General features: G+C 68.7%; 28 protein-coding genes and 1 tRNA gene. 13 read left to right on the top strand and 16 right to left on the bottom strand.

Annotated features, from left to right (window positions below):
- Positions 1 to 111: 111 nt before the first annotated feature.
- The 4 genes from ACV530_RS27185 to ACV530_RS27170 form a co-directional block, all read right to left on the bottom strand.
- Complete coding sequence (locus ACV530_RS27185; protein WP_494335262.1) at positions 112 to 708, bottom strand: PadR family transcriptional regulator; 597 nt, start codon at positions 706 to 708, stop codon at positions 112 to 114.
- A gap of 45 nt (positions 709 to 753) precedes the next feature.
- A complete protein-coding gene (locus ACV530_RS27180; RefSeq protein WP_494335258.1) occupies positions 754 to 1,284 on the bottom strand; it encodes a DinB family protein in 531 nt (176 codons plus the stop codon).
- Positions 1,285 to 1,369: 85 nt separating this feature from the next.
- Positions 1,370 to 2,836 carry an aldehyde dehydrogenase family protein gene (locus ACV530_RS27175; protein ID WP_494335257.1) on the bottom strand — a complete coding sequence of 489 codons (1,467 nt, stop codon included), beginning with the start codon at positions 2,834 to 2,836 and terminating at the stop codon, positions 1,370 to 1,372.
- An 84-nt stretch (positions 2,837 to 2,920) separates the two neighbouring features.
- Positions 2,921 to 3,784, bottom strand: coding sequence for a Sco1979 family transcriptional regulator (locus ACV530_RS27170; protein ID WP_494335256.1), 864 nt, complete (start codon positions 3,782 to 3,784; stop codon positions 2,921 to 2,923).
- Positions 3,785 to 4,107: 323 nt separating this feature from the next.
- On the opposite strand from ACV530_RS27170, the gene ACV530_RS27165 reads away from it, so the two are divergent.
- On the top strand, positions 4,108 to 4,596 hold the full coding sequence (locus ACV530_RS27165) for an ATP-binding protein (RefSeq protein ID WP_494335255.1): 489 nt from the start codon (positions 4,108 to 4,110) through the stop codon (positions 4,594 to 4,596).
- A 12-nt stretch (positions 4,597 to 4,608) separates the two neighbouring features.
- On the opposite strand, the gene ACV530_RS27160 is transcribed toward ACV530_RS27165, so the two are convergent.
- Positions 4,609 to 4,848, bottom strand: coding sequence for a DUF397 domain-containing protein (locus ACV530_RS27160; RefSeq protein ID WP_494335254.1), 240 nt, complete (start codon positions 4,846 to 4,848; stop codon positions 4,609 to 4,611).
- Positions 4,849 to 5,141: 293 nt separating this feature from the next.
- Positions 5,142 to 5,459 carry a UBP-type zinc finger domain-containing protein gene (locus tag ACV530_RS27155; RefSeq protein WP_494335253.1) on the bottom strand — a complete coding sequence of 106 codons (318 nt, stop codon included), beginning with the start codon at positions 5,457 to 5,459 and terminating at the stop codon, positions 5,142 to 5,144.
- 337 nt (positions 5,460 to 5,796) lie between these two features.
- Between ACV530_RS27155 and ACV530_RS27150 the strand changes: the two genes are divergently transcribed.
- Together ACV530_RS27150 and ACV530_RS27145 are read left to right on the top strand one after the other, a co-directional pair.
- On the top strand, positions 5,797 to 6,834 hold the full coding sequence (locus ACV530_RS27150; RefSeq protein WP_494335252.1) for a rod shape-determining protein: 1,038 nt from the start codon (positions 5,797 to 5,799) through the stop codon (positions 6,832 to 6,834).
- Positions 6,835 to 6,920: 86 nt separating this feature from the next.
- Complete coding sequence (locus ACV530_RS27145; protein WP_494335251.1) at positions 6,921 to 7,376, top strand: tellurite resistance TerB family protein; 456 nt, start codon at positions 6,921 to 6,923, stop codon at positions 7,374 to 7,376.
- Between the two features lie 73 nt (positions 7,377 to 7,449).
- On the opposite strand, the gene ACV530_RS27140 is transcribed toward ACV530_RS27145, so the two are convergent.
- Both ACV530_RS27140 and ACV530_RS27135 read right to left on the bottom strand, forming a co-directional pair.
- Positions 7,450 to 8,592: a type III polyketide synthase gene (locus ACV530_RS27140; protein ID WP_494335250.1), complete on the bottom strand. Its 1,143-nt coding sequence runs from the start codon at positions 8,590 to 8,592 to the stop codon at positions 7,450 to 7,452.
- A 10-nt stretch (positions 8,593 to 8,602) separates the two neighbouring features.
- Positions 8,603 to 9,811 carry a cytochrome P450 gene (locus ACV530_RS27135; RefSeq protein ID WP_494335249.1) on the bottom strand — a complete coding sequence of 403 codons (1,209 nt, stop codon included), beginning with the start codon at positions 9,809 to 9,811 and terminating at the stop codon, positions 8,603 to 8,605.
- Positions 9,812 to 10,284: 473 nt separating this feature from the next.
- On the opposite strand from ACV530_RS27135, the gene ACV530_RS27130 reads away from it, so the two are divergent.
- Genes ACV530_RS27130 through ACV530_RS27120 form a run of 3 tightly spaced genes read left to right on the top strand, consistent with a single transcriptional unit; the run spans position 10,285 to position 12,066 of the window.
- Positions 10,285 to 11,103 (top strand): SDR family NAD(P)-dependent oxidoreductase, encoded by an 819-nt coding sequence (locus ACV530_RS27130; RefSeq protein ID WP_494335248.1) that lies wholly within the window; start codon positions 10,285 to 10,287, stop codon positions 11,101 to 11,103.
- A gap of 38 nt (positions 11,104 to 11,141) precedes the next feature.
- Positions 11,142 to 11,219 (top strand): 50S ribosomal protein bL37, encoded by a 78-nt coding sequence (locus tag ACV530_RS27125; RefSeq protein WP_494335261.1) that lies wholly within the window; start codon positions 11,142 to 11,144, stop codon positions 11,217 to 11,219.
- A 37-nt stretch (positions 11,220 to 11,256) separates the two neighbouring features.
- Complete coding sequence (locus ACV530_RS27120) at positions 11,257 to 12,066, top strand: GNAT family N-acetyltransferase (RefSeq protein WP_494335247.1); 810 nt, start codon at positions 11,257 to 11,259, stop codon at positions 12,064 to 12,066.
- On the opposite strand, the gene ACV530_RS27115 is transcribed toward ACV530_RS27120, so the two are convergent.
- The 4 genes from ACV530_RS27115 to ACV530_RS27100 all read right to left on the bottom strand — a co-directional run bounded on the left by ACV530_RS27115 (position 12,011) and on the right by ACV530_RS27100 (position 13,911).
- Positions 12,011 to 12,286, bottom strand: a complete 276-nt coding sequence (locus tag ACV530_RS27115) for a DUF1876 domain-containing protein (protein ID WP_494335246.1) — start codon at positions 12,284 to 12,286, stop codon at positions 12,011 to 12,013. The genes ACV530_RS27120 and ACV530_RS27115 overlap by 56 nt on opposite strands.
- A 106-nt stretch (positions 12,287 to 12,392) precedes the next feature.
- Positions 12,393 to 12,665, bottom strand: coding sequence for a DUF1876 domain-containing protein (locus ACV530_RS27110; protein WP_494335245.1), 273 nt, complete (start codon positions 12,663 to 12,665; stop codon positions 12,393 to 12,395).
- Between the two features lie 41 nt (positions 12,666 to 12,706).
- The gene (locus ACV530_RS27105) at positions 12,707 to 13,732 is read right to left on the bottom strand and encodes a phosphotransferase family protein (protein ID WP_494335244.1); all 1,026 of its coding nucleotides are present in this window, start codon (positions 13,730 to 13,732) and stop codon (positions 12,707 to 12,709) included.
- Positions 13,729 to 13,911, bottom strand: a complete 183-nt coding sequence (locus ACV530_RS27100) for a hypothetical protein (protein WP_494335243.1) — start codon at positions 13,909 to 13,911, stop codon at positions 13,729 to 13,731. Before ACV530_RS27100 ends, ACV530_RS27105 begins: the two co-directional genes overlap by 4 nt.
- Positions 13,912 to 13,983: 72 nt before the next feature.
- Between ACV530_RS27100 and ACV530_RS27095 the strand changes: the two genes are divergently transcribed.
- The 5 genes from ACV530_RS27095 (at position 13,984) to ACV530_RS27075 (ending at position 18,285) form a co-directional block, all read left to right on the top strand.
- Positions 13,984 to 14,820 (top strand): helix-turn-helix domain-containing protein, encoded by an 837-nt coding sequence (locus tag ACV530_RS27095; protein ID WP_494335242.1) that lies wholly within the window; start codon positions 13,984 to 13,986, stop codon positions 14,818 to 14,820.
- The gene (locus tag ACV530_RS27090) at positions 14,817 to 14,996 is read left to right on the top strand and encodes a DUF397 domain-containing protein (protein WP_494335241.1); all 180 of its coding nucleotides are present in this window, start codon (positions 14,817 to 14,819) and stop codon (positions 14,994 to 14,996) included. The genes ACV530_RS27095 and ACV530_RS27090 overlap by 4 nt, the downstream gene beginning before the upstream one ends.
- A gap of 236 nt (positions 14,997 to 15,232) precedes the next feature.
- The gene (locus ACV530_RS27085; RefSeq protein ID WP_494335240.1) at positions 15,233 to 16,072 is read left to right on the top strand and encodes a hypothetical protein; all 840 of its coding nucleotides are present in this window, start codon (positions 15,233 to 15,235) and stop codon (positions 16,070 to 16,072) included.
- A gap of 48 nt (positions 16,073 to 16,120) precedes the next feature.
- Positions 16,121 to 17,473, top strand: coding sequence for an AAA family ATPase (locus ACV530_RS27080; protein WP_494335239.1), 1,353 nt, complete (start codon positions 16,121 to 16,123; stop codon positions 17,471 to 17,473).
- Positions 17,470 to 18,285: an HNH endonuclease family protein gene (locus ACV530_RS27075; RefSeq protein ID WP_494335238.1), complete on the top strand. Its 816-nt coding sequence runs from the start codon at positions 17,470 to 17,472 to the stop codon at positions 18,283 to 18,285. Before ACV530_RS27080 ends, ACV530_RS27075 begins: the two co-directional genes overlap by 4 nt.
- 7 nt (positions 18,286 to 18,292) lie before the next feature.
- On the opposite strand, the gene ACV530_RS27070 is transcribed toward ACV530_RS27075, so the two are convergent.
- Positions 18,293 to 19,114, bottom strand: coding sequence for a lipase family protein (locus ACV530_RS27070; protein ID WP_494335237.1), 822 nt, complete (start codon positions 19,112 to 19,114; stop codon positions 18,293 to 18,295).
- Between ACV530_RS27070 and ACV530_RS27065 the strand changes: the two genes are divergently transcribed.
- Both ACV530_RS27065 and ACV530_RS27060 read left to right on the top strand, forming a co-directional pair.
- Entirely contained in the window at positions 19,113 to 19,607 is a 495-nt protein-coding gene (locus ACV530_RS27065) for a methyltransferase domain-containing protein (protein ID WP_494335236.1), read from the top strand. The genes ACV530_RS27070 and ACV530_RS27065 overlap by 2 nt on opposite strands.
- Before the next feature lie 174 nt (positions 19,608 to 19,781).
- Positions 19,782 to 20,942, top strand: coding sequence for an RICIN domain-containing protein (locus tag ACV530_RS27060; RefSeq protein ID WP_494335235.1), 1,161 nt, complete (start codon positions 19,782 to 19,784; stop codon positions 20,940 to 20,942).
- Positions 20,943 to 21,135: 193 nt separating this feature from the next.
- Here ACV530_RS27060 and ACV530_RS27055 read toward each other — a convergent pair whose 3' ends face one another.
- The 3 genes from ACV530_RS27055 to ACV530_RS27045 all read right to left on the bottom strand — a co-directional run bounded on the left by ACV530_RS27055 (position 21,136) and on the right by ACV530_RS27045 (position 25,837).
- Complete coding sequence (locus tag ACV530_RS27055; protein WP_494335234.1) at positions 21,136 to 23,715, bottom strand: DUF6397 family protein; 2,580 nt, start codon at positions 23,713 to 23,715, stop codon at positions 21,136 to 21,138.
- A 365-nt stretch (positions 23,716 to 24,080) separates the two neighbouring features.
- Positions 24,081 to 24,154 (bottom strand) — tRNA-Thr (locus tag ACV530_RS27050).
- 96 nt (positions 24,155 to 24,250) lie between these two features.
- Positions 24,251 to 25,837, bottom strand: coding sequence for an alpha/beta hydrolase (locus tag ACV530_RS27045; protein WP_494335233.1), 1,587 nt, complete (start codon positions 25,835 to 25,837; stop codon positions 24,251 to 24,253).
- Positions 25,838 to 26,144 lie beyond the last annotated feature (307 nt).

The following is a 26,144-nucleotide window of genomic DNA, read 5'->3' as shown; positions in this document are numbered from 1 at the left end:
GGGGGAAAAACCCCCCGAAAAACCGAGGGAACCGGGGGCCCGGGGGCTTCGCCCCCGGAGGAAACGGTGAAAGGGCGGGGCCGGGGCAGCATCCCCCCAACCGCAACCCACTCACTCCCCCCGCGAGGACTGAACCCCCTCCCAGGGATCCCCCTCCCCCGCCATCACATACGCCCCGCCCTCCAGCCGCTCGATCAACCCCCGGGCCCACCGCTCCCCGGCCTCGGCCGTATGCACCCACACCCCCATGATCTCCCCGATATGACCCCAGTCCTCCCCCTCCCCCGGGGTCCACTCCCTCCACACCTCCGCGCGCCACGCCTCCAGCGCGGCGACGCGCCGCTTCAGCAGCGCGATCGCCTCGGCCCTCGGCAGGTCCACGATGAAGCCGACCCCGGCCGTCAGGACGTCGATCTTCTGATCGTGCGACACGAGAGCCTCCCGCAGCAGCCGGAAGAACTCCGCCTCCCCCGCCTCCGTCAGCTCGTACTCCGTACGCGGCGGCCCGCCGGCCTCACTCGGCGCGGTGTCGTGCGCGATCAACAGCCCTTGCTGCGCCATGGATTTGAGCGCGTGATAGATCGACCCCGGTTTCGCGTTCGACCACTGATGCGCACCCCAGAACTCGAGGTCGCTCCGCACCTGATAGCCGTGCGCGCGCCCGTGCTGACGGACCGCCCCCAGCACCAGCAGCCGGATCGCCGACATCGTCTCCTCATTCCGCATTCCACCGCCCTGCCTGCACGGCACAGCCTAGGCGGCGGCCTCCGCGACAAGCTCGAAGGCCGTACGGCCGTCAAGGGACTCACGCACGATGTCCGCGTGCCCGGCGTGCCGGGCGAGCTCCTCGATCAGGTGCAGCACGAGCCACCGCACGGATACCCGCCCGTTCTCCGGGAACCACGGCGCCGGCGGAAGCGCGAACGTCTCCTCCAGGCTCGCCGCCGACCGCACGAACTCCTCCGTATCCGCGGCGACTTCCTCCCACCCCTCCAGCACCCCGGCCAGCGTCTCGCCGTCCGTCAGCCGGAAGCTGTCCCCCCAGTTGGACTCGTCCCGCCCGGTCGACAGACCCCGCGCATGGCACAGCCAGATCCGCTCGGCGTCGGCCGCGTGCTTGACCAGCCCGGCCAGCGACAGCTCGCTCGCGCTCGGCCGGGCGGACGCCTGCTCGTCGCTCAGCCCGAGGACCGCTCGCCGCAGGCCGCCGCGCTGGGCCGCCAGAAAGGCCAGCAGCGTGCCGCGCTCGTCCGCGGGGTCGTTCTCGATCACGAGTGTGGGCATGGGGTCCCCCTCTTCTCCGTCTGATTCGTCCGCGCCTTGCGGCAAGACGACACTATGACCCCATGCGGACATCCTGCGTCCTACATCAGAACGGAAATCTGCTGCGCCCGCGCTGAATCGAGATCCACTTGCACGTGGTGAACGCGTCCACCATCGCGTCCCCGTTCAGCCGCCCCAAGCCGGAATGTTTCTCCCCGCCGAACGGCACGATCGGCTCGTCGTGCACCGTTCCGTCGTTGACGTGCATCATCCCCGTCTCGACCCGCTGCGCGAACCGCACCCCGCGCTCGATGTCGCCGGTGTGCACGGACCCGCTCAGCCCGAAGGGCGTCGCGTTGGCGATCCGTACCGCCTCGTCCTCCTCCTCGAAGGGGATGATCAGCGCGACCGGTCCGAAGATCTCCTGCCTCAGTACCGCCGCACCCTCCGGGATGGCGGTCAGGACGGACGGTTCCACGAGCGTGCCCTCGGTCTTCCCGCGGAGGACCGCCGTCGCCCCCGCGGCGACCGCCTGGTCCACGATCGCCGTAATGGCCTCGGCCTGGCTGCTGTTGATGAGCGGGCCGATATGAGTAGCCGGATCGGCGGGGTCGCCGACCTTGAGGGCCTTGACCCTGGCGACGAACTTCTCGGTGAACTCCGCCTCCAGCGACCGGTGGACCAGCAGCCTGTTGGCGGCCATGCAGGCCTGCCCCTGGTGAATGAAACGGCTGAAAACAGCGGCGTCCACCGCGTAGTCCACGTCGGCGTCGTCGAGGACGACCAGCGCGCTGTTGCCGCCCAGCTCCAGCACGACCCGCTTGAAGCGCGCGGCGGCGACCGTGGCCACATGCCGCCCGACCCGGTCGGAGCCGGTGAAGGAGATGACCTTCGGTACCGGGTGCTCGAGGAGCGCGTCACCGATCTCCGCGATGTCGGTCACCACGACGTTCAGCACCCCGCCCGGCAGCCCGGCGTCCTCCAGCACCTTGGCGACCAGCCCGCCGCCGCACACAGGCGTGTTCTGGTGCGGCTTGAGCACCACCGCGTTGCCCAGGGCGAGCGCCGCCGCCACCGACTTGACCGACAGCAGGAAGGGGAAGTTGAACGGGCTGATCACCCCGACCACACCCACCGGCAGCCGGTAGAGGCGGTTCTCCTTGGTGTCGTCCGGGGACGGCAGGATACGGCCCTCGGCTCTCAGCGCCAGCTGAACCGCCTCACGCAGGAACTCACGCGCCAGGTGCAGCTCGAAAGCCGCCTTGGTGCCCGTCCCTCCGCACTCGGCGATGATCGCGGCGGCCAGGTCGGCCTCCCGCTCGTCGATGATGCGTATCGCTCGTTCGAAGACGAGCCGGCGTGCGTACGGATTGATGCGCGCCCAGGCCGACTGGGCGCGCTCGGCGGCGCGGTATGCCTGGTCGATCTCGTCCACGCTGGCCACCGTGATGGAGGACAGCTTCGCCCCGTCGTAGGGATTGAAGTTGACGATGTCCCAGGAGCCCGTTCCGGTGCGCCACTCGCCGTCGATGTACTGGCACGCCAGATCGCTGAAGTAGGAGGAGTACGACATGCACCATCCCTGTCTGCGGGGTGTGGGGCCTCGTCGACCCACACGGATTCAGACTTGCCGACTGGGCGTCATCGTACTGATGTATCAGGTGACTTGAAGGTGACGGCGGATGAGGTCACGCGTTTCGGCGGGCGGGAGACTGTCGGCCCGCAGCCGGTCCAACACCTGTGCGTACTGCGCGACTTCCTCGGCTTTGTCGAGGTAGAGCGCACCGGTGAGCTGCTCCACGTACACCACGTCCGGCAGGTCCGACTCCGGGAAGCGCAGCACGGTGAAGGCGCCGCTCTCACCGGCGTGTCCGCCGTGCTCGAAGGGCATCACCTGGAGGGTCACATTGGGCTGCTCGGAGAGGTCGATCAGGTGCTGGAGCTGACCGCGCATGACGGACGCGCTGCCGTACGGGCGGCGCAGCGCGGCCTCGTCCAGGACCGCGTGGAAGGCGGGGGCGCGCTCGGAGAACAGCAGTTTCTGGCGCTCCATGCGCAGCGAGACGCGGCGCTCGATCTCGGCATTGTCGGCCGTGGGCTGGCCGCGGACCACCACGGCGTGCGCGTAGCCCTCGGTCTGGAGCAGGCCGTGCACGAACTGCACCTCGTAGATCCCGATGTCCGAGGCGGCACCCTCGAGGCCCACATACGTCTGGAACCAGCTGGGCAGGACGTCGCCATAGCTGTGCCACCAGCCCGCGATGTTGGCCTCCCGCGCCAGTCCCAGCAGTGCGTCACGCTCCACTTCCTGTGTGATCCCGTAGAGCGTCAGCAGGTCTTCCACATCACGCGTCTTGAAGCTCACCCGCCCCAACTCCATGCGGCTGATCTTCGATTCGGACGCACGGATCGAGTAGCCGGCCGCTTCCCTTGTGATGCCCCGCGACTCGCGCAGCCTCCTGAGCTGGGAGCCGAGAAGTATGCGGCGTACCACCGAACCGTTCGACTCGCTCGTGGCCATCTCTCTGCGACCCTTCCTCCGGTCCTGTTCCCGGTGTTGACCGTGCCGACCCTTCTGGAGGCGACCCCCGCTGCCTCTGGCGCCGAAGTCTGCCACCTTTGGGGTCCGTTGCGTGCTCGTACGGTCACGGATACCGGCCATGGAAGGGAGCGTCGGGGGAGCACTACCGCACGGGGCGTAGGAAGAATTGCCCTCCAACCCTCCTGTGCGCCCCCAAATCCCCCTCGTGCACGTGCATCTGCCCTTGCATCCGCCCTACGCATTCGGAACCATGGGGCACGCACACGTGCACTGCCACGTCCACGATTGCAGGAGTGCCTCGGATGGGTACCGAAGGATCGACTGTGCTCTCCCCGGTCTGGCGAGGGCTGCCCAGGATCGACACATCCGCGGTATCCAACTCCGCATCCTGTGCGCTCCCTCCACGTTTCGAAGCGGTGCGTACGGCGCGGAGGTTCACCCGGGCCACACTCGGCCAGTGGGGGATCCAGAGCCTCTTCGACGACGTCGCGCTGGTCGTCTCCGAGCTCGTGACCAACTCCATGCGCTACGCGCTGCCGCCCGACAGCCTCACCGCCGACTACGAACCGCCGATACGGCTGCACTTGATGCGCTGGACCTCACGACTGGTGTGCGCCGTGCGCGACCCCAGTGCGGACAGCCCCGTCGCGGGCGAGGCGGACGCGGGGGACGAGCACGGCCGCGGGCTGCTCCTGGTCGAGTCCTTCAGCGACGCCTGGGGCTGGCATCCGCTCGCCGGCGCGCTCCACGGCAAAGTCGTATGGGCGCTGTTCCGGCTGCCGCGCGAATAGGCGATACGGGAGCTAATCGCTTACCAGGTAGTCGAATTCACCGTCTTTGATCCCGAGGAGCATGGCCTCGATCTCCGCGGGGGTGTAGATGAGAGCGGGGCCATCCGGGTGGCGGGAGTTGCGCACAGCGACCCCGCCACCCGGCAACTTCGCGAACTCCACGCACGCGCCCTGGGAGTTGGAGTGCTGACTCTTCCGCCAGACGGCATCTTCGATACCCGATGCAACCATGCCGTTGTACGCCTGGGGCACTGGAGTCTCCCGGATCTTCGCAGAGCGCATCCCCGTTGATGGATTCAGGGATGGCAACTTCCTTGCTTCCCAGGATCATAACGCCGCTTCATGTGCTTCTGCATTGGCCGATGCACGTGCACTCAGGGTGTTCCTGTCGCTACATGGGCGTCGCGTTTGCGCCGGGATGCACGCCAGGGATGGTGGTGGCCGCGAAGACCACGAGTGCTGCGTTCCGGGCATTCTCGATTGCCAAGGACAATTGCCGCTGCCCTTTTGGGGGACGGCAGTTGACGCATTTCCGGGCCGGCGTCTTAGCGTCCGTCGGACGGCTGCAGCAGGACCTCGTCGGCGTAGCACCAGGCCCACTCCTCGCCCGGCTCGAAGGACTGGACGAGGTCGTGCCCGGCGTTCTCGCGCGCGTGCGCGGTCGCGTGGGAGTGCGGCGAGCTGTCGCAGCAGCCCACGTGGCCACAGATGAGGCACTTGCGCAGATGCACCCAGGTGCTGCCGATGCGCAGGCAGTCCTCGCACCCCTTGGTGGTGCTCGGCGCCACCCCGGGCACCGCCTCACCCAGGTGGCCGCAGGCGCGTGTGCTGTCGGCGACCTGCCATGCGACCGGTTCGCTCATGTATCCGAGCGTAGGCCCCATCCCGGGCGAAGGCCGCCCGTATGAAGAAATCGCTGGTCAGCGCCGTTGTCAGACCCCACTGGCAGACTCACGGACGTGTGGTCGGCGGGCGGAGACAGGCCACGGGGGTGTCAGTCTCCGCCCGCCGCGCCGACACGCCCGCGACTCCCCCATGCGGCCCACTCCAACAGGCAGCGCGGCACCGCGCCTGCGCACGATGACGGCAAGGCCGCCGGACGGCAGCCCCATATGCCATCCGTCGGCCCCCCAAGGGGAAGATCGGCCCCCACGGGCCAAGGGGAGGATCGGGAGGATCGGCCCCAACGGGAGGATTCGCATGTCCCTCAGCCTCCAGCAGCTGGGCCGCTGCACCATCGCCGTCGACCTCGGCGCGTCCCGGACCCGGATCTACCTCCGGGACACCGGGCTGATCGTGGACGAGCCCAGCATCGCCGCCGTCAACTCCAAGACGGGCTCGCTGATCGCGGTGGGCGCCCTCGCCGAAGGCATGGCCGGGCGCACCCCCGCGCACATCCGGGTCGTCCGGCCGATCTCGGGCGGCACGGTCGTCGACATCGACATGGCGCAGCGCATGCTGCGCTTCCTCGTCAGCGACAAGATCCGCCGGGCCTGGCGGCGCAAGCCGCTGCTGCGGGCCGCCGTGTGCGTGCCGCACGACGCCGAGCCGATCGCGCAGCGCGCGGCGGTGGAGACCCTGACGGGGCTCGGCGCGCGGCGTGTGGAGCTGGTGGACACCCTGGTGGCGGCGGCCGTCGGGTGCGGGCTGCCGGTGGAGCTGCCCGAGGCGACGATGATCGTCGTCTGCGGCGCGGCGTCGACCCAGGTGGCGGTGCTGTCCCTGGGGTCCATCGTGGCCGCGGAGAAGGTCCAGGTGGGCGGCGACGCGATCGATTACGCGGTGGTCCAGCACCTGCGCAGCGAGCACGAGTTGATGCTGCCGACCCAGGGCCTCTATCCGCTGCACCTGGCCCTGCGCGCGGACCGTATCGCGGGCGGCGGCACGGAGACGGAGGTCCGCGGCCGCGACGTGGCCACCGGCCTCTCGCGCACCGTGCTGGTGAGCGCGGCCAACGTCCGCGACGCGATCCAGACCCCGCTCACCGTCATCCTCGACGCCATGGGGCGCGTCCTGCGCGAGAGCCCGCCGGACCTCGTGGCCGACCTCGGCACGCGCGGCGTGATGCTCGCGGGCGGCAGCGCCCTGCTGCCGGGGCTCGACAAGATGATCGAGGACGCGACGGGCATGGTCGTCCACATCGCGAACGACCCCGACCACTGCTCGGTGCTCGGGCTGGGCGCGATGATGGAGGGCAAGGTCCGCCCGATGGCTCTGGAGCCGCTGCCGATCCCCTGATTCCGCTTTTCTCTTTCTTGGGAACTTCTTTACCTCCGGAACAGTTCTGCCAGTGCACGCCCGTATTCACGAGGGAGACAAGGCACATGGCGCTCTGGGACCGGCTCAAGGATTCGGCCACGACGATGCAGGGCCAGCTGTTGGCGAAGCGGAACGAGCTGAAGAGCGGGGCGTTCCGCGATGCGAGCATGGCGATGTGCGCCCTGGTGGCGGCGGCGGACGGCACGGTCGACGCCTCGGAACGGCAGCGCGTCGCCTCACTGATCGCCACCAACGAGGTCCTGCAGAACTTCCCCGCGGACGATCTGCACACGCGTTTCACCGAGTACTGCCAGAAGCTCGCCGCCGACTTCGACTTCGGCAAGGTGAGCCTGCTGCAGACGATCGGCAAGGTGCACAAGAAGCCGACGGAAGCGCGTGCCGTGATTCAGATCGGCATTGTCATCGGCGGTGCCGACGGCGACTTCGACAAGACGGAGCAGGCGGTGGTGCGCGAGGCGTGCTTCGCGCTGGGCATCAACCCGTCGGAATTCGACCTCTGATGACATACCTCTGACATACCTCTGATGACAGGAGAAGGCGCAGGTCACCTCATGGCGACCTGCGCTCCCCTCCTCACCGACGGCCGGCGGGCACCGTGGTCTTCTCACCACCGTTCCCGCCGGCCTTCGTGCGAGCCTGCCGTCGTGCCTGTCCTTCGTGCCCGTCGGGTTCGCGTACCCAGGTCCCCAGCGCGATCTCGGCCGTGATGCCGGGCCCGAACCCGGCGATGACCCCGCGGGCCGCATGCTCCGCCCCTCCGTCCGCCCAAAGGCGTTCCAGCGCGTCGAAGATGACCGCGCTCGCGATGTTGCCGCGCTCGGTCAGCGTCGCCCGGCTGTAGCGAAACGTTTCCTGCTCCAGATCGAGGAAGCGGCTGAGGTCGTCCAGGATGCGCGGCCCGCCCGCGTGCACGATGTAGAAGTCCAGCCGGGAGACGTCCCAGTCGTACGGCTCCGCCATGTCCCGCATCGCGGGCGCGAGCATCGCCATCGTGCCGGGGACGCGCTTGTCCAGGATGAAGTGGAAGCCGGTGTCCCGCACCCCGTAGGAGATCCACTCCTCGGTGTCCGGCACCAGGTGCGAGCCGTTGCGCTCGAGCCGTACCCCGGTGCCGCCCTTGCCGCGCACCACGGCCGCGGCCAGGCCGTCGCCGAACAGCCCGTTGGAGAGCAGGTTCCCGACCCCGAGGTCCGTCGGCTGGTAGAGCAGCGAGCAGAACTCGCAGCACACGATCAGCACATTGGCCCCGGGATAGGCGCTGCAGAAGTCGTGCGCCCGGTTGATCGCCGCGCCCCCCGCCGCACAGCCGAGCTGCGCGATGGGGAGCTGACGGGTCTCGTTCCTGAAGCCCATGGTGTTGATGAGCCACGCGGTCATCGACGGCATCATGAAGCCTGTACAGGACACGTACACGATCATGTCGATCTCGCGCACGGTGAGTTCCGCGTGGTCCAGCGCCCGGCGCACCACATCCGGCACCCGCGCCTTGGCCTCCGCCTCGTACCGGTTGTTCCGCGCGGTGAACCCGGGATGCCTGAGCGTGTCCTCGATCGGCTGCACCAAGTGCCGTGTCTGCACACCGGTGTTGCCGATCAGCCGGAGCGCGAGCTCCAGCTGAGGGTGGTCGGCGTGCAGGGTCCGCGCGAGCTCCAGGGTCTGCTCCCTGGTGATGATGTGCTCGGGGACGGCAATGGCCGGTCTGCACAGAGTTGCCATGACAACCCCCTCACCAGGCGACCGGCAGGGCGAGCGGGTAGCGCCAGATCGACACGGTGTTCCACTCGACCTCCTCCGGCGGCACCGCCAGGTGCAGCCTCGGGAAGCGGTCGAGCAGCGTGCCGATGGCGATCTGGAGCTCCATACGGGCCAGGTGCGAGCCCAGGCAGTGGTGCTGGCCGTGCCCGAAGGTCATGTGCGGCGCGGGCTCCTCGCGCTCGAAGTCGAGCTCGTCCGGCCGCTCGTAGGCGAGCTCGTCGCGGTTGGCGCACAGGTACGACACATGGACCGTGTCCCCCTTGCGGATGGTGACGCCGTCGAACTGGACGTCCTCCAGGGCGACTCGGGGAATCCCCACGCCCTGCCGGAACGGGATGAAACGCAGCAGCTCCTCGATCGCCTGGGGCAACAATTCGGGCCGGGAACGGAGTTGATCCAGGTGCTCGGGGTGGGTGAGCAGGGTGTAGATGATGTTGGAGATCTCGTACGTGCTGGTGTCATGGCCCGTGACCAGCAGGAGCATGCCCATGACGGCTAGCTCCTTGTCGTCGAGCGTCTCCCCGTCGACCCGCGCCGTGGCCAGCGAGCTGAGCAGGTCGCTGCCCGGATTGCTGCGCCGCTCCGCGGTCAACTCGGCGAAGTACTCCCGGAGTCCGGCCTTGGCCTCGGCCGCCTTCTCCTTCTCGGAGGGCGCCATGGACATCATGGCCATCGCCCACTTCCGCAGCTGTGTCCGCTCCTCCGGAGCGACTTCCAGCAGCTCGCAGATCGTCATCAGCGGCAGCTTCCCCGCGAGGTGGTGCGCGACGTCGGCCGGCGAGCCGTCCTCGGCCATCTCGTCCAGCAGTCCGTCGACCACCTGCTGGGTCTTCGGTCTGAGCTCCTCGACCTGGTGGTTGCTGAACCCCTTGGTGACCAGGCGGCGCAGCCTGCTCAGCGAGGGCGGGTCCATCAGGTTGATCGCCTCGGACTGGGCGATCGGGGCCGGGGTGATGCGCGGGAAGTCCCGTCCGATCAGCGCGGCCCGGCTGAAGCGGCGGTCCTGCGTGACCGTGCGCACGTCCTCGTACCGGGTGACCAGCCAGCACTCGCCCTCGCCGTACGGCATGCGGACGCGGGCGATGGGGGCCTCGTTCCTCATGCGGGCCATGAAGGGGTCTGGTTCCAGGGCTTCATCGTGACGGAAGGGACAGCTCCGTTCGGATTCCGAAGTGGTCATGGAAACACTCCCCTAATCCCATGGGCACGGCCTGGTGGCGTGCCGGTATCTACAGATCAATCCCGCGCAGGCAAGTGCGCCACACTCACGGCACCTCAATTCACCCGAATTGTGGACTGAACCGTGTAAATCAAACCACTCTCCATCGAACATGTCACCGCAAATACGCCCATTGGAGTGAGGTGCGTTAGGGCGGCATCAGGGACGGCGCAGGCCTCTTGCCGCCGGGCCGGGCCTCTCCTTGGATAAACCTCGTGAACAGCCTTCCGCGCCACGACGACCGGCCGCCTCATACGGCGTCGCCGAGTCCTGCGCGCTGTTCGCTCGCGGTGCGATAGGTGCGATAGCACCCACCGCGTTCTTCCCCCGCCCGCCGCCGCTTCCCCAACGCGGCCGGTGGCGACTCCCGTTCGCCCGGCCGGCCCCGCTCCCGCGGTGTGCCGCCGCTTTCCCGCATCCCGGAGTGGATCACCATGCCGCCAGCTGTCTCGCCTACCTCCCGTACCGCCCTCGTCACGGGCGCCACCTCCGGCATCGGCTGGGAGACCGCCCGCCTGCTCGCCGAACGCGGCGACACGGTCGTCGTCCACGCCCCGGACGCCGCCTCCGGCCAGGACGCCGTCACCCGTCTCGTCGCCGCGGGCGCCGACGAGAAGCTGCTGGACCTCGCCGTCGCGGACTTCTCCCGCCTCGAGGAGGTACGCGCCATGGCCGCCCACGTCGCCGACCGCCACCCCGTCCTCGACGTCCTGGTCAACAACGCCGCCGTGGCCGCCCCGGAGCGCCGCACCCTGACCCCCGACGGCAACGAGATCGCCCTCCAGGTCAACTTCCTCGCCGCCTACCTGCTCACCCACGAGCTCTCCGGGCCACTGTCCGCCCGTCCCGGCAGCCGCGTGATCAACGTGTCGTCCTCCATGCACCGCACGGCCTCGATCTCCTGGAACGACCTCAACCGCGCCCGCCGCTACTCCCGCGTCGCCGCCTACGCCCAGTCCCAGCTCGCCCTGACGATCATGGCTCGCGCCACCGCCACGTGGACGTCCGTCAGCGTCCACCCGGGCGTGTGCGAGACCCCGCTGCTGCCCCTGTACGCGCACGCGGGCGACACCGCCGCCGAGGGTGCCGCACGCGTCGTCCGCCTCTGCGACCCGGCCACCGAGCTCGTCCCCGGCGCGTACTACGACCGCACCGCCCTCTCCCCCGCCGCGCCCGTCGCGCTGGAGGAGCGCACGGTGCGCCGCCTGTGCAAGGCCGCCGACCAGCTGGTCGGCGTCGGCAAGACCGCTTGACTCCCCCGACGTCCCACTGACCCGAACGAAGGAATCCCATGTCGAAGCGCGCCCGGAAGAAGAAAGCCCGCCGCAAGAAGAGCGCGAACCACGGTAAAAAGCCCGGCGGCCGCTGACGCCCCACCACCCCCTTACGCACCGGAACGGAGCCCCGTGATCGAACTGTCGCCCCACGCCGTCCCGTCCGCCGGGCCCTGGGCGGCCTGGTTCCCCTCCGGTCCCGGTCTCGGCTCCCTCACCGACCACACCCGTGCGACGGGCACGGGCTGCTGGTGGGCCGACGACCCGTACGAGGCCAGGGCGGGCGCGGTCGCCTGTGCCGGGCATGTCCTGCTCGGCGGCGACCCGCGCGTCCTGGCCCCCGCCGGCCTCGCGCCACTGGCGCGCAGCTGGTTCGCGGCCCCCGACCGCTTCCTGCCGCTCCTCGGCGCCGCCTTCGACCGCATCGTGCCGTGGGAGCGCATGGTGTGGCTCCACGACACCGCTGTCCGGCGCCCCGTGCCACCCGGCGTGACCGTACGCCGCCTCACCCTCGCCGACGTCCCGCACCTGCGCGCCCTCGGCCCCGACCTCGCGTGGCTCACCGAGAGCTGGGGCGGCCCCGCCGGGCTCGCGCGTTCCGGCCGCACCCGCGGCGCCTTCCGCGACGGCCGGCTGCTCTCCCTCGCCTGTACTTACTTCCTCGGCGCCCGCCACGAGGACCTCGCCGTAGCCACCCTGCCCGACCACCGAGGCCACAGCCTCGCGCTCGCCTGCGTCACCGCGCTCTGCACGGACATCAACGCCCGGAGCAGGACACCGAGTTGGACCTGCTCCCGCGACAACCACCCCAGCCGCCACCTCGCCGCGGCGGCCGGCTTCCGGCTCGTCCGCGAGTACGTCCATTACGCGGCCGGAGCACCGCTCCTCACGTCTCGCTCAGCCCATGCACCTTCTCGTGCGTGTGCGACTCGATGTCCTTGATCGCAATGTCCACCAGCTGATCCGCGAGCCGGTGCAGCGCGCGTGCGACAGCCAACTCGTCGCCGATGCCCGGCACGTTCTCATCCGCCGGATGACATCGCGCCGTCCCCTCGCCGACCATCGCCCCCGGATCCTTGCCACTGAGCCTGGCCTCTGCGGTGACCTTGTGATCATGCTCGCTGATGGCGATATGAATGTCCCAGCTCTTGGTCCCGGTCACAGCAACCTCCCTGCACACGGCACGACGGACACCTTCCGCCCACCACGCTGACACGCGTACGCGGCAGGCGCATGTCGGTGCCACTCCGACCGTGTTCGGACCGTGTTCAGATCACCAGCCGCTCCACAGGTTTATGCGTATGCGCCTCGATATCCGTCGCCGCGGCATGCAGCAACTGATGACACAGAGACGACAAAGCACGGGCACTCGCCAGCTCGTCCCCGATCGAGGGGACGTTCTCGTCGGCCGGATTGCAGCGAGCGGTCCCCTCGCCGACCATCGGCCCCGATTCCTGGCCGCCGAGCGTTGCCTCGGCCCTGACCATGCTGTCGGTCTCCGTGATGGCGATCCTGACGTCCCAGTTCTTCGTACCGGTCATCGGACAGCCCTCCTTCACACAGACTGCTCCGACTCCCATGCTCACCCCACTCCGCACGTACCGCCAGCCGTGCGCCACGCCGCAACGGCCGTCTCCACAGCCGAAGCGGCCAACGGTTCGGTCAGGCCCCAGCAACGCCGGGCGCGGTTCACTTTCCGCGCGAGCCGCCCGCAGAAGGTCCGCCGCCGCTGCTCGTCGTCCCAGTCGACGGCCATCTCCCCGGTGTAGCGGACGGTGTCCACGACAGCGGACTTGATGCGCTCATGCGTCAGGTACCGCGCCATGTCGTCCTGCCATCCCACAGCACGATCCCCCAGCACCCCCGCCCACCCCTTCACCACCTCGGTTTCTTCCTGCGGCAGGTAGTCCATCTTGTGGAGATGCACGGCAAGTTCGTACACGGGGTCGCCCCACAGGGCCAGCTCCCAGTCGAGAAAGACCGTCTGCCCGGCTCGCACGACCAGGTTCTTCCGATGCACGTCCGCATGCAGCAAGCCGAACGGACGACTGTGCAGCCCGGCCCAGCCTTCGAGAACGGGAGCCAGCGGATCCACCGGAAACCCAAGCCTGTCGAACAGGTCGGCGTAGTCGTTCACATGGCTCTTGTGGACACCCAGCGTCACATCGGACAAGCGCTGAGCGAAGGTCCTGGTGTCACCGTCCTCAGGCCAGTCCGCAGGCAGCGGCGGAAGGGCCGCCCATGGCACATCCACGGTCTCGGCGAAAAACCGCACGACGTCGTCCGCCACATGCGGGGGAACGGGCGTACCGCGAGGCGCCAGCTCCTCGAGGACCTGCCCGTCGATGAATTCGTGGATCTGAAACCGCGGATCGGTGCTGACATGCAGGAGACGCGGAACGTTACGCACGTACGGCCCCACTGCCGCGAGGATCATGTACTCGGGCCAGATGGCGAGGTCCATCGGGGCTGCCCCGGGAATGGGAATCCGCACCAGCACGGACCCACCGCCGTGATCGACCCGTACATTGTGGTTGTAGTAACCGGATGCCCTGATGCCGTCTGCTTCCGCCCAACCGGGCTCCAGGTGCGGGCAGTCCGCAGTCATCCGGTGCGGCCCTCATGCACCTGGCGCCAATGCGCCGCGAGTTCCTCGATCGCTCGCTGCGTACCGTCCAGGTCCTTGAACCGCCAGGCCGTGGCCTTGGCGATCTTGAGCCCTGCGCAGGTGATGCAGCTGATGTGTGGGGGCTCGTCACTCGCGAGCGGGGAAGTTTCGTTACGCACGGTCCAACCCTGGCGAACGCCGCGTAGCCTCGGGAGCGACGCAGGGGGGACGGTCATGGGTGCCCCTCTTGTGTGACCCGGGAGGGCAGGGCAGTGGCAAGCGAAGGCGCTCAGTCACCAATCACGTGGCGGTACTGCGGGAACCAGATCAAGTTGTGGCGCACGCATGCGGGGGTGAGCCGCGAGGAACTGGCGCGCGAGGCCTCGTATGAGGTGGAGACCATCAAGGCGATGGAACAGGGGCGCCGGAAGCCGACGCCGCGACTGCTCCAGGTTTCGGAGGACTTGTGCGGAGCTCACGGGCTCCTGCTGGCCGCCGAGCCGTACTTGAAGCCTGAGCACGTCACGTCGCAGATCCAGGAGTTCATGGACGCGGAGGCCCAGGCAACGACCGTCACGTCTTACGAGACCCTGCACATTCCCGGCCTGCTCCAGACAGAACGCTATGCGCGAGCGTTGATTGGCGCCCACTGGCCTCCCATGGTCAATGAGGAAGTCGACGAGCTCGTGGCGCGGAGGCTGAAACGACAGGAGAAGCTGACACGCCAGCCGTACGCAGCATTCACCTACGTGATCTACGAGGCTGCTCTCCGCACCAGCATCGGCGGCCCTTCGGTCATGAAGGAACAGTTGCTTCACCTGCTCGAGGCCGGGGCGTCGCGCAATGTGGCCATTCAGGTTCTGCCTGCCGCCAGGAACGCCGCCTTCTCACTCAGCGGACCGTTCATGGTGATGGAGACGGAGGATCACGAACGCTACGGCTACGTCGAAGCGCCGAACACGCGGCTGCTGTACTCGGACGCCAAGACGGTCAGCGAGTTCACTGAGCGTCTCGGCCTACTTCGCATGCAGGCGTTGAGTGTTGAGGAAACCGCACGGTTCATCATGAAGGTGGCGGATGAGCTGTGAAGAGCGTATGGCTCAAGTCCAGCTACAGCAGCAGCTCCGGCGCCGACAACTGCGTTGAGATCGCGCCCTACTCCCACACCATCCACGTCCGAGACTCGAAGCTCGGCTCAACCACCCAACTCACCTTCGCCGCGCCCACCTGGGCAGTCTTCATAAGCCACATATCCGAGGCTTGAGCTTCGGGCCTCGGCACCCGGAACTCGAGCCCTCTTTCCAAGGAATGGGTGGCGGGGCTGATATCCCACCCACCCTCCCCAACTCCCGCTCAAACACGAACGGATGACATTTCGCGATCGAGTCGAGGGTGGCCGCTGCGCCCATGTAGCGTCCGAAACAACAAACGACCCCCGCGGTGCGGATCAGGCACCAACGGGGGTCTGACCACAAGATCCCGATGACTAGGACAGATCTCATGGCTATCGCCAACCCTACCGCGCCCCCTATGGCGCGTCCCGGCTTCGGCAAGCGCTCCGTACCGAACCAAGCGCGCCGCACCGCACACGACTTCGCACATCTCCCCGCCCGTGAGGCAGCCATCGCCTCGCACATCGACCGCCTCCCCGAGGGTGCGGCCATGGACGCGAAGACGCTGGCGAAGGAGATCCCGAACTACGGCCAGCAGGCCGTCCGTACGGCGCTCAACAACCTCTCCGCCGAGGGCCATCTCCTGCGCGTACGCGAACCGGCCGGCAAGGACCGCACCCAGTGGGTCACCCACACGTACTTCAGCCGCACCGCCCGTGACACGGACTGGTGGTCAACGTACCTCGCGGGCAACACCCCGAAAGAGGAGCCGCAGAAGCGGCCCGCGCAATCCACCGCGTACCGCGCACTCGCGGACCTCGGCCGTACGCAGCCCCGCCTGGCCCTGTCCGCAGCGGACTGCACGTACCTCGAGCCGCTCGCGGCGGAATGGTTCGCGCGAGGTGCGACGCTCGCGGAGTTCACGTGGGCGCTGACGCACGGCCTCCCGGCGGAGCCGATCCACTCGCCGCGTGCGTTCGTCAACCGCCGTCTGGTGGACAAGGTCCCGCCGGAGCCCATCCCGTCCACTCCGCACCGCGCACTCGTGGAGTGCACCAACTGCGGCGTCCCCGGCCCGCCCACCGCGCTCCCCGGCGGCCTCTGCCGCACCTGTCACAACGACCACACCTCCGAGCCGGACGACTTCGCGGAGGCCACGGTCCGACGCCACGTAGCCGAACTACGCGCCGTGGTCCGCGACCGTCCCCGTCCCGTAAATCGCCGCTGAGGCGTGCAGCGCGGTGGGCGATACAGTGCGGCCAAGGAGGGCAGTCCGATGTATGTGACGAGGCTCAGGCTCCGCGGAGTCCGCGGGTTTCACGGACAGCGCGAATGCGACCTCGATTTCACACGGCCTGACGGCAGCTACGCAGGCTGGACCGTACTTGCGGGCCGCAATGGCTCAGGGAAGACCACCCTCCTGCGGGCCATCGCACTCGGCCTGACCGGGCCGAGGAGGGCTGACCGGCTGGACCGTGCGCTTGCGGGGCATCTCTCGCACGGGCACACAACAGGGGCGCTGGCTATCGAAATCCAGGCCGATCCTGAAGCCGACGCCGAAGCCGAGGACGACAGCAAGCGCATCCTCGCTGGGATCAGTTGGCGAGCAAACCGTGATTCCCCCTGGACGCCGTCACCGATGGTGAAGTTCTCGGGCAACAGCCTGACGTTCAGCGGCCGAGTATGGAACGAGGCACCACCCCGAGGCTGGTTCCTCGCGGGCTACGGCCCCTTCCGCAGGCTGACCAAAACCGGCCTCTACGAACGCGACTTGCAACTCGACGACCGCGCCACCGCATTGCACACTCTCTTCGACGAACAAGCCACCCTCACCGAGACGTTCAACTGGCTACTGTCGATCCACGTACGACGACTCGAAGGCCGCTCATACGCCCAGGAGTTGATGGATGACGTCCTCGCACTGCTGAACGACGGGCTGCTACCGGATCGGCACCGCATTGCGGATGTCGATTCCGACGGCATGTGGCTGCACCGCGATGACGAAACCTCCGTAGTCGGTCCACGCATTGAACTGCGCGACATGAGCGATGGCCAGCGCACTGCCGTGGCCCTGGTCCTGGACATCGTGCGCCAGATGCACGCCGCGTACGGAACCATCGAACTCCACCACGAGAATGGCCACCCCCTTATCCCCTACCCCGGCGTGGTCCTCATCGACGAAGTCGATGCACATCTGCACGTCACCTGGCAGCAGCAGATCGGTCCCTGGCTCACTCAGCACTTCCCGGCCGTCCAGTTCATCGTCTCCACGCACAGCCCCTACATTTGCCAAGCGGCCGGCCCCGGCGGGCTGATCAGGCTGCCCGGCCCCGGCGAACAGGCCGGTCCACACCATGTGGACGAAAACCTCTACCGCCGTATCGTCCACGGCACCGGCGACGACGCCGCAGTCTCCGCACTCTTCGGACTCAGCTCCCCCTATTCCAAGGAAGCCCAAGACCTGCGCCAGGAACTGGTCGACCTGGAAATGGCGATGGTGACAGGCCAGGCCGACCCGTCCCAGCGCCGACGCCACGCGGAAATCCGTGACCAGCTTGCCAGTTCGCCCGTGGCATGCAGCGACGAGGTTATGGCCCGCATCGAACGGCCCCGTGGAGACGGCACGTGATCCCCATCCAGCGTCTGCCACTGCCCGAGGAAGTCGAGCAGCGCATGACCGAACGTACGGTGCAGATCGAAGCCTGCCCGGAAGGGGATGACCGGAAGAAGCCAGCGGCAGAGCTCTGGGCACACAAGGGCGTCCGGGAACACATCCGGACACCGGCACGTGCGGTGCTATCCAGAATGGCTCCCGGCATCGAAGGATGCATGTACTGCGGCAACCACATGTCGACCGACGTGGAACACCACGAGCCCAAGTCCCGCGCACCGCTCCGCACGTTCTGCTGGCACAACTACTTGTTGGTCTGCTCCGAGTGCAACAGCACGTACAAAGGCTCCAAGTTCCCTACCGACAGCCTGTGTCAGCCCCTCCTCATCGACCCCACCCGCGACGATCCCTTCAACCACTTACGGCTCGTCCTGCCTTTCTGCTTCTACGGAGGACTGACCGACAAAGGCAGGACGACCATCGAGGTGCTGGGGCTCAATCTGCGCCGGTTACCGGAAGCGCGCGTGGCCGCGCTGGAGCAGATGTCGATACTGCTGTGCTTGTGGACCGGCGCATACGAACAGCGGGACCAGGTCATGATGGCCCGCGTTTCCCGGGGCATTCGGGAGCATCCGTTCGCAGATGTCTGCCAGGCATTGCTGCGCCAGTCCACGGAACCGGACGCGGACCGGTACTTCCGGGAGTTTGCCTCCTTACTGCCGCTGCTGCGCAGACAGGAACTGCGGTCCGCATTGCTACTGCCCCGCCCACGCGACGAGAGCCGCCGCCGACCCGTCAACCGATGCCAGCCACGGCGCGGGCGTCACTGAGCGGCACTCAGCCAAGATTCTTCTCGAGCGCCGCGATGTATCCCTTGATGAAGTGGTCCTTGATGCCGGACGACGCCGGGGCGAAGGGGTCCGAGGTCATGCCCTTGGCCCGGTCGGCCAGGCCGCCGAGGAAACTCATGGACTCGTGCAACTTGCCGTCGGAATCGATGTACTTGAGCGCATCGACGTGCGTGTACGCGGGCTCGGGCGGCATCTGCGGCACGATGTCGTTGTTGTTGACGAAGCGGAACGTGCGGCCCTTGAGGCCCTTGTTATACGCATCGGCGAGCAGGTGCTCGCATGTGCGGGGCTGCCCGAACGTGACGACGCCATTGGCCTGGAGCTTCGGGTCCTCCAGGCAGAGCTGGGCCGCGGCGAGCATTGCCAGCGCGCCGCCCAGGCTGTGGCCGGTGAACCACACGGTCTGGCCGTTGGTGCGGAAATCCGCGATCGCCTTCCTGACCTCCGGGTAGACCGATTTCAGCGCCTCCCCGAAGCCGTAGTGGACGAACCCGGTGCGAGCCGGGCCCGGCCACATCGGCGCCTTGGCGTCCGAGAGCCAGTCCCGGATCTCCTTCGGCTCCGTACCGCGGAACGCGGTGATGATCATGCTGTCGCTGGCGGCGGTGAAGGCCTGCGTGTCGGCGAGCGGGAACGGCGGGGTGAACTGCGTCTCGTGATGCCGTACTTGGCCGAAACCCCACTCCTGGACCGTGCGGTCGATGGTGGCGTCGTCCTTGTAGGACAGATCCGACGCCCGGGCCAGCCAATAGGCCAGGGGCAGGCTGTAACTGGTGGCGTGGTGATCGATCGCGGACGGTACGGGCATGGGCGGCTTCCTTCCGGTGCAGGCTTCCGATGCGGAATCGGCCTTGGTCGTACTGTCCTCATACGTTGCCCACGCGGCCGGGCAGCACATGCCACGCGGCCGGACTGCCCGAATGGCGCAAGGGCGTCATCATGGGTCACGTGGACGGGCCAGGCGAGTCCGCCAAGAACACGGCCGGCGATCCGTACAGCGAATGGAACGCTCCCACGCCACGACCCTGCGGTACGCCGGCCGCGTCCTCCACCACGTGGAGAACCCCGACCGCGCACTGGACGACATGCTGCGCGTCCTGCGCCCCGGAGGCCGCATCGTCGTCTGCACCCCGGACCTCGGGACCCGCGGCATCACCGTTCAAGAATCAACCTTCTGCGGCCAACCCGCAGAATTCTTGCGGGCTGTTGCGGATGCCCCACGTCGAGCGCCCCGGAGAAGATCGAGCCGTTCACAGGAACGCACCGGACAACGCACCGCGGCTGCCCGGCGATCACTTTAGAAAAAGAAGGTGCTCAAGGATGGCTTCCTCCCTCCTCCAGCTCGCCCAGACCCTGGCCGTCGATGTCGTCAAGTGGTTCCTGAGCTAGGAACTCCCCCGGAGCACACCCTGGGCCTGCCGGCCAACCGCAGTGGCCGGCAGGCCCGAGCACGACCCAAGGAACGAGGCCCCCACATGCTGACCGCAAAGCCCCGTGCGGCCGTCGCCGCAGTGTCGATCGTCGCGGCGGTGGCGGCCACGGTCGTGGCCGGAGGGGGTACGGCATCCGCGTCCGACACCCCGGGTACGTACACCAACTACAGCTTTCCGCAGGGCACTTCCGGCCTGTCGTCGGTGACGTTCCGTACGACGGTCACGAAGGACCCCGGGCAGTCGGCCAATGTCTTCTGGAGCCACCAGTTCAGCTTCACCAAGGGCGGCGCGTACACCGGAATGCAGGCCAACGGCCCCGGTGAGAAGCGCACGTTCCTCTTCTCCGTATGGGACGCGACCGAAGCGAAACCCGGCACCGCCGGCAGCTACTGCGTCGACTTCGGCGGCGAGGGCGAGGGGAAGAGCTGCCGCATCAAGTACGACTGGAAGCAGGGGCACACCTACCGCTACCGGGTGGCCCATGAAGGCAATCGCTGGTTCGGTGTCACGGTCACCGACGAGACCGGCGGGGACTCCTTCAAACTCGGCAGCATACGAGCCGCGGCCGACCGGATATCCCCGGACGGCATGGTCGACTGGACCGAGTACTTCGAGTGGAACGACGACCGCGCCTCCTGCAACGACCAGCCGTACTCCCAGGCGAAGTTCGGACTCCCGCAGGGCGACGACGGCCGGGTCACCGCCAAGGTCGGCTCGACCAGCCTCAGCTCCTCATGCCGGAACATGAGCCGCATCGCCATCACCAAGGACGGCAGCGTACAGAGCAACGCCATCGGCAACTCGCTGCGCGGCCCGATCACGGGGCTCGGCGGAAAGGCCGTCGACGCGGACGGCGGCGCCACCAGCGGCACTTCCGCAGTCCTCTACCAGCGCACCGGCGGCGCCAACCAGTCCTGGGTACTCGGCAAGGACGGCGCCGTACACCTCATGGAGAGCGGGCTGTGCCTGGACGTGAAATCGCGCGACACCGGCAACGGCACCCGAGTACAGCTCTACGACTGCAACGGCGGAGACAACCAGCAATGGCGGTATGAGAACGACGGCAGCCTGCGCAACCCGGCATCCGGCCGCTGCCTCGACGTGCCCGGCTCCTCGGCGAAGGACGGCACACCGCTTCAGATCTGGGACTGCAACGGCGGCAGCAACCAGCGCTGGAAGGTCCCGGCGACCCCCACGCTGTAGCGCTGCGCACCACAGCCCGAGCCGTCCCGGCCGGGACGGCCCGTCCTTTCCCCCACGGGCGCATGTCCCGGAGCCCCGTCGGCCCGGTCGGCCATGGCGGACCCGACCGGGCCGACGGCATCCTCCACGTCGGGCGAGACGCCGCTCGCGCCGCTGCCGGGCGCCGCCCCGACAGAAGCCCTGACGGCCCCTGTCACCAGTCGAGCCGGACGACGTCATAGCAGGAGAAGCGGGCGGAGTGGCAGGCATCGCAGTGTGTGTACCAGGGGGCACATGGTTTGCCGCAGGAGGCGCAACTGCCATGCGTGGCCAGTGGCCGGGAAGCGGCCACCAATTGGTTGATTCGTTCGGCGGCAGTCTGCTCGCAGGCTGCCACCTCCTCCACGCTCAGGCCGCCACATTCACGGCCGAAGGCCAGGACGGCAGTACCCAGGTCTCGCATAGCCGCGGCGTACTCCTCGGCCTGGGCCAAGGCCATTCGTTCGACACGCACGCGCGGGCGGATCAGGTGGTGCAGGGTCGCGCCGTGCAGGACCGCGCGGCAAACGGCCGGGTAGACCGGGCGGTCCGCGTCGATGGGCATGGTGATCAGGCGCCAGACAGTGTGTCCATCGCGTGGCCAGCGAGCGTCGACGTCCAGGGATGCCCCGACAGCCTGGCGTGCCACTTGCAGCTTGGCTTGGATATCGGCCACGGGTGTCGGCCGCAGCCATGAGCGCTGCTGCGCGGCCTTACGGGCGGCGGCGGTCCAGCCGGTCAGAGCGTGCGGGATCTCTCCGGGCTCCGGTCGTCCCAGGTCGGTCCAGGTGGGGCGCAGCCGAGCCGTCGTGACGCGCAGGCCACCGGACCGCACTCCATTGGCCGCCTGGACGGCCTGGTCCAGAAGCCGGGCGCTGACGCTGAGGCCGGGCAGTCGGCTGCGGTAGGTACCCACGAACCCTTCCCCCGCGTCATGGCCCCGTCGGCCGGCCCGGCCGGCGATCTGGGCAGCCTCCCAGATGAGCAACTCCCTGCGGGATCTGCCGTCGTACTTGCCCGTTTCCGCGAACGCCACGGTACGCAGCGGAAGGTTGACACCATGACCGATCACGTCCGTGGTGACGATCACGTCGACCTCGCCCTCGGACAGGCGCCGGATCTGCTCGCGGCGGGTTGCGGGTGGCATCGCACCGTAGAGGACCGTCGCTGACCGGCCCGCCTCGAGCAGTTCGCGGTGCAGGGCGAGAACGGCTTTGCGGGAGAAAGCCACCACCGCGCTTGCCGACGGGAGAGTCGCGGCCTGGAACTCCTGCATCCGGCTCAGCGTGCCGTGCCGGGTGTGGCGGACCACCGTGATGTCCGTGCCGGAGGCGAAGAGCTTGTGCAGCAGGTCTTCGGCTTCCGGTGCGGCACAGACGTGCACGTCGGTGTGGGCCCCGCTCAGCAGCAGCCGGGTCCAGGCGTGGCCACGGTCTTCGTCGGCCAGCCAGTGCGCTTCGTCGACAACCAGGAAATCGCCGACGGTGGGCGCCGCCTCGGCCGTGCAGCACAGCACCGGCGCGTCCGGGTTGAGGCGTTCCTCACCGGTATGCACACCGACCCGCTCGGCACCGAGCCGGGTGCGCAGCCGTTCGTAGACCTCGAAGGCAAGCATGCGCAGCGGCGCCGCGTAGACGCCGGTCCGCCCGGCCTCGGCGCAGGTGGCCAGCAGGGCGATGGCGTCGTGCGTCTTACCGGAGTTGGTGGGGCCCAGATGGAAGGTGACCCTGGGGTCGGCTGTCCGTTCCGGGACATGCGCACGGGCGCGCGCGGCAGCCGCGTGCTCGCGCCGCTCTCGCAGCCGCTTCGCGGCCTGTTCTGCTTCCCGGGCCGCCTGCCGCTCGTTCTTCCGGCGCTGCGCGGCCCGCTGTTCACGCACCACCGCGACCCGCGCTGGTGCAGGCACCGTGGCCAGGTCATCAGCCACGCTCTGCTCGAGCAGGTCCGCGGGGACGCCGTGGTCGCGGTACTCGTCCGGAATCTGCTCCACAGCGCAACCGAGCCGCGCCGCCGCGTCGGACGGGGCAACCAGCTCGGGAGCCGGGCGGCTGCGCCGCGCCCTGCGCAGGGCAGCCGTGAGCTCCCGGGCGGCCTCAGCCTGCTCCTCAAGAGTGACAGGACTCGCGTGCGGGCCCAGCACATCCATCAGTCTCTCCTCCGCGGCACGCCTTGCAAGATGGACTGCCTCGGCCTGGCTCAGCTGCCCACGGCCGACGGGCGGCTGAGCGGAACGCGACCAGTACGACCACGCGGCAGCTTTCGCCCAGGGGTCACGCAGCATCAGCAACGCCTGGGCACGGAGCCGCGAGCGGTGGCCCTCGGCCCGGCGGTCGGCACCGGAGGCCAGTTCGGCCAGGCAGGGGCCAGGCAGCCGGGCACCGAGCAACTCGGGACAGCGCTCGGGCAACTGGCGGGCATCAGCGGCCGAGTACTGCCAGACCGCAGCGTGATAGCGGTTGGTGTACGACCGGACCGGGCGGATGGCCCCGACGCGCGCCAACTGGTCGAAGCGGTGCCTGCTGATCCCGGCGAGCCCAGCGGCCTCCGTCGCGTGCACCAGGCGGGTGAGCTCGGCGAGTTCACCGGGGTTCGCGCGCCATCGGGCCACCTCGCCCGCTCTGATGCACAGCCCGCCCCCGCTCCAGCACGTGCGGATCGCACCGTGCTCGATCCCCAGAGTGAACTCGTCTCGCCGCAGGCCGAGTTCCCGGCGTGCCGCTTCGAGCGTGAGGTGCTTTGCTGCCGTACCGGCCATGGTGTCCTCCCCCGTATTCACCGCGCTTCACACTGTGACACCAGGGTCTGACAATCGGTTACCGCACTGTCACTGGAGGTGAGATAACCCCTGTGGACAACCCGCGAGACGTGGGGGATCGGCCTGGGTGAAGCCCGGCGAGGTGACCGACCTCTTCGAGCGGCTCGTCCCGCCTCCGGCCTCCCTCCGATCCTCCCGCACGACCTTCGCCATGGCGCGGCCAAGGCGAAGAGCAAGACCGAGTAAACCTCCGCTCACGCATCGCTCCCGCACGAGCCTGACGGCATCACACCCGCAAACCGCCGAAGGCTCCGGATAAACGAAAAAGCCCAGGTCACGGGCAATGTGACCTGGGCTTTCATCGGAGCCGCCTTCGGGATTCGAACCCGAGACCTACGCATTACGAGTGCGTTGCTCTGGCCAACTGAGCTAAGGCGGCATGCCACTGGTCCGATAAAGGGCCGAGCAGCTTCGCCAAGTCTACACAGTCCCGAGGGGTGCTCCGTACACGGTTCCCGGAGGGTGGAGGCGCAGGTCAGGAGCAGCGCTGGCCGGAGCGGGGCGGGTTCGCGCCGAGGAGGTAGGCGTTCACGGCGTCGTCCACGCAGTTGCTGCCGCGGGTGTAGGCGGTGTGGCCGTCGCCGTCGTAGGTCAGCAGGCGGCCGGAGGAGAGCTGGGAGGCGAGGGAGCGGGCCCATGGGTAGGGGGTGGCGGGGTCGCGGGTGGTGCCGATGACGAGGATCGGGGCGGCGCCGCGGGCCGTGATCCGGTGGGGGCGGCCGACGGCGTGGGTGGGCCAGTACGCACAGCTCAGGCCGCCCCAGGCGAGGTTCTCGCCGAGGACGGGCGAGACCTTCTCGAAGCCCGGAACGGCCCGGCGGACGTCCCCCGGGCCACGGAAGGCGGCCGGGAGGTCGAGGCAGTTGACGGCCGCGTTGGCGGCCATGAGGTTGCTGTACGAACCGTGGGCGTCCCGCTCGTAGTAGGCGTCGGACAGCGCCAGCATCAGGGAGCCGTCGCCGTTCTCGGCCATGCTCAGGGCCTTGCGGAGGAGCGGCCAGGAGCCCTGGTCGTACATGGCGGCGATCACGCCGGTCGTGGCGAGGCTCTCGGTCAGCGGCCGGGACTGCCCGGTGGACAGGGGGCGGCCGTCGAGCCCGGCGAGGAAGGACTTGAGCCGGTCGCCCATCGCCCCGGGGCCCGACGAGCCCAGGGGGCAGTCGCTCTGCTCGGCGCAGTCGCGGGCGAAGGACGTGAAGGCGGTCTGGAAGCCGGCCGCCTGGTCGCGGTTGGCGCGCTCGGCGCTGAGGGTCGGGTCCAGGGCCCCGTCGAGGACGAGCCGGCCGGCGCGGTGCGGGAAGAGTCCGGCGTAGGTGGCGCCGAGGAAGGTGCCGTACGAGGCGCCGACGTAGTGCAGCTTGCTGTCGCCCAGGAGGGCACGGAGCACGTCCATGTCGCGCGCGGCCTCGACGGTCGAGACGTGGCGCAGGAGGCGGCCGGAGTGGGCGGCGCAGCCGGTGGCGAACTTCTTGAAGGCGGCCACCAGTTGACGGACCTCGGCCTGGCTGTGCGGGGTCTGCTCGACCTGGGCGTAGGCGTCCATGTCGGCGTCGGAGAGGCAGCGGATCGACTCGCTCCCGGCCACGCCGCGCGGGTCCATCGCCACCATGTCGTAGCGTGCGCGGATCCGCGCCGGGTAGTTCTTGCCGGCGTACTGCTGGAGGTAGCCGATCGCGGAGCCGCCGGGGCCGCCGGGGTTGACCAGCAGCGAGCCGAGGCGCTTGCCGCGCTCGCCGGTGGCCTTCTTACGTGAGAGGGCGAGCCGGACGTCGCCGCTGTGCGGTGACGCGTAGTCCAGCGGGGCGCGCATGGTGGCGCACTCGAAGCCGGAGGCCTTGCCGCCGCAGGCGTGCCAGCTCAGCTTCTGCGTGTAGTACGGGCGCAGGGAGCGGGCGGAGTCGGAGCCGTCCTCGCCCTCGTAGGAGCGGGCGTCCTCCCGGTCCCGCGGTCTGGCCGAGGCGGACGCGCCCGGCAGGGCGCTGCCGCCGACGCATGCGGAGATCAGCAGGGCCGCGGTGGCGACCACGGTGCCGGAGGTACGGAGCAGGCTGCTGGTGTCCATCGGCTGGTCCTCTGTGTGGCGGACAGCTGGGCATACGGAACGCGGGGAGCATGCGCGAACACGTGGGCACGCGGGGCGGCGTATGACGGATACGCAGGCATGCAGGCACGCGGACAACAGGCATACGACGGCATACGGCGCCACACGCAGAACTACGTGGGCATACGGAGCGTATCCGCCCGGACACCGGACTTCGGCGGCCTTGGCGCTCGGGTCGCCTCGTACGAGTGAGAATCACCCGCGCTGGGGTGCGCCAACCCTCCTCTGTGGTCTTATTCGGCCCCCAGCGCGTCTCCCAACGCGTCTC

This window comes from Streptomyces sp. SX-6, from assembly GCF_059089585.1.
The sequence above is the reverse complement of the archived record's forward strand: the minus strand, read 5'-3'. Positions and strand labels throughout refer to the sequence as shown.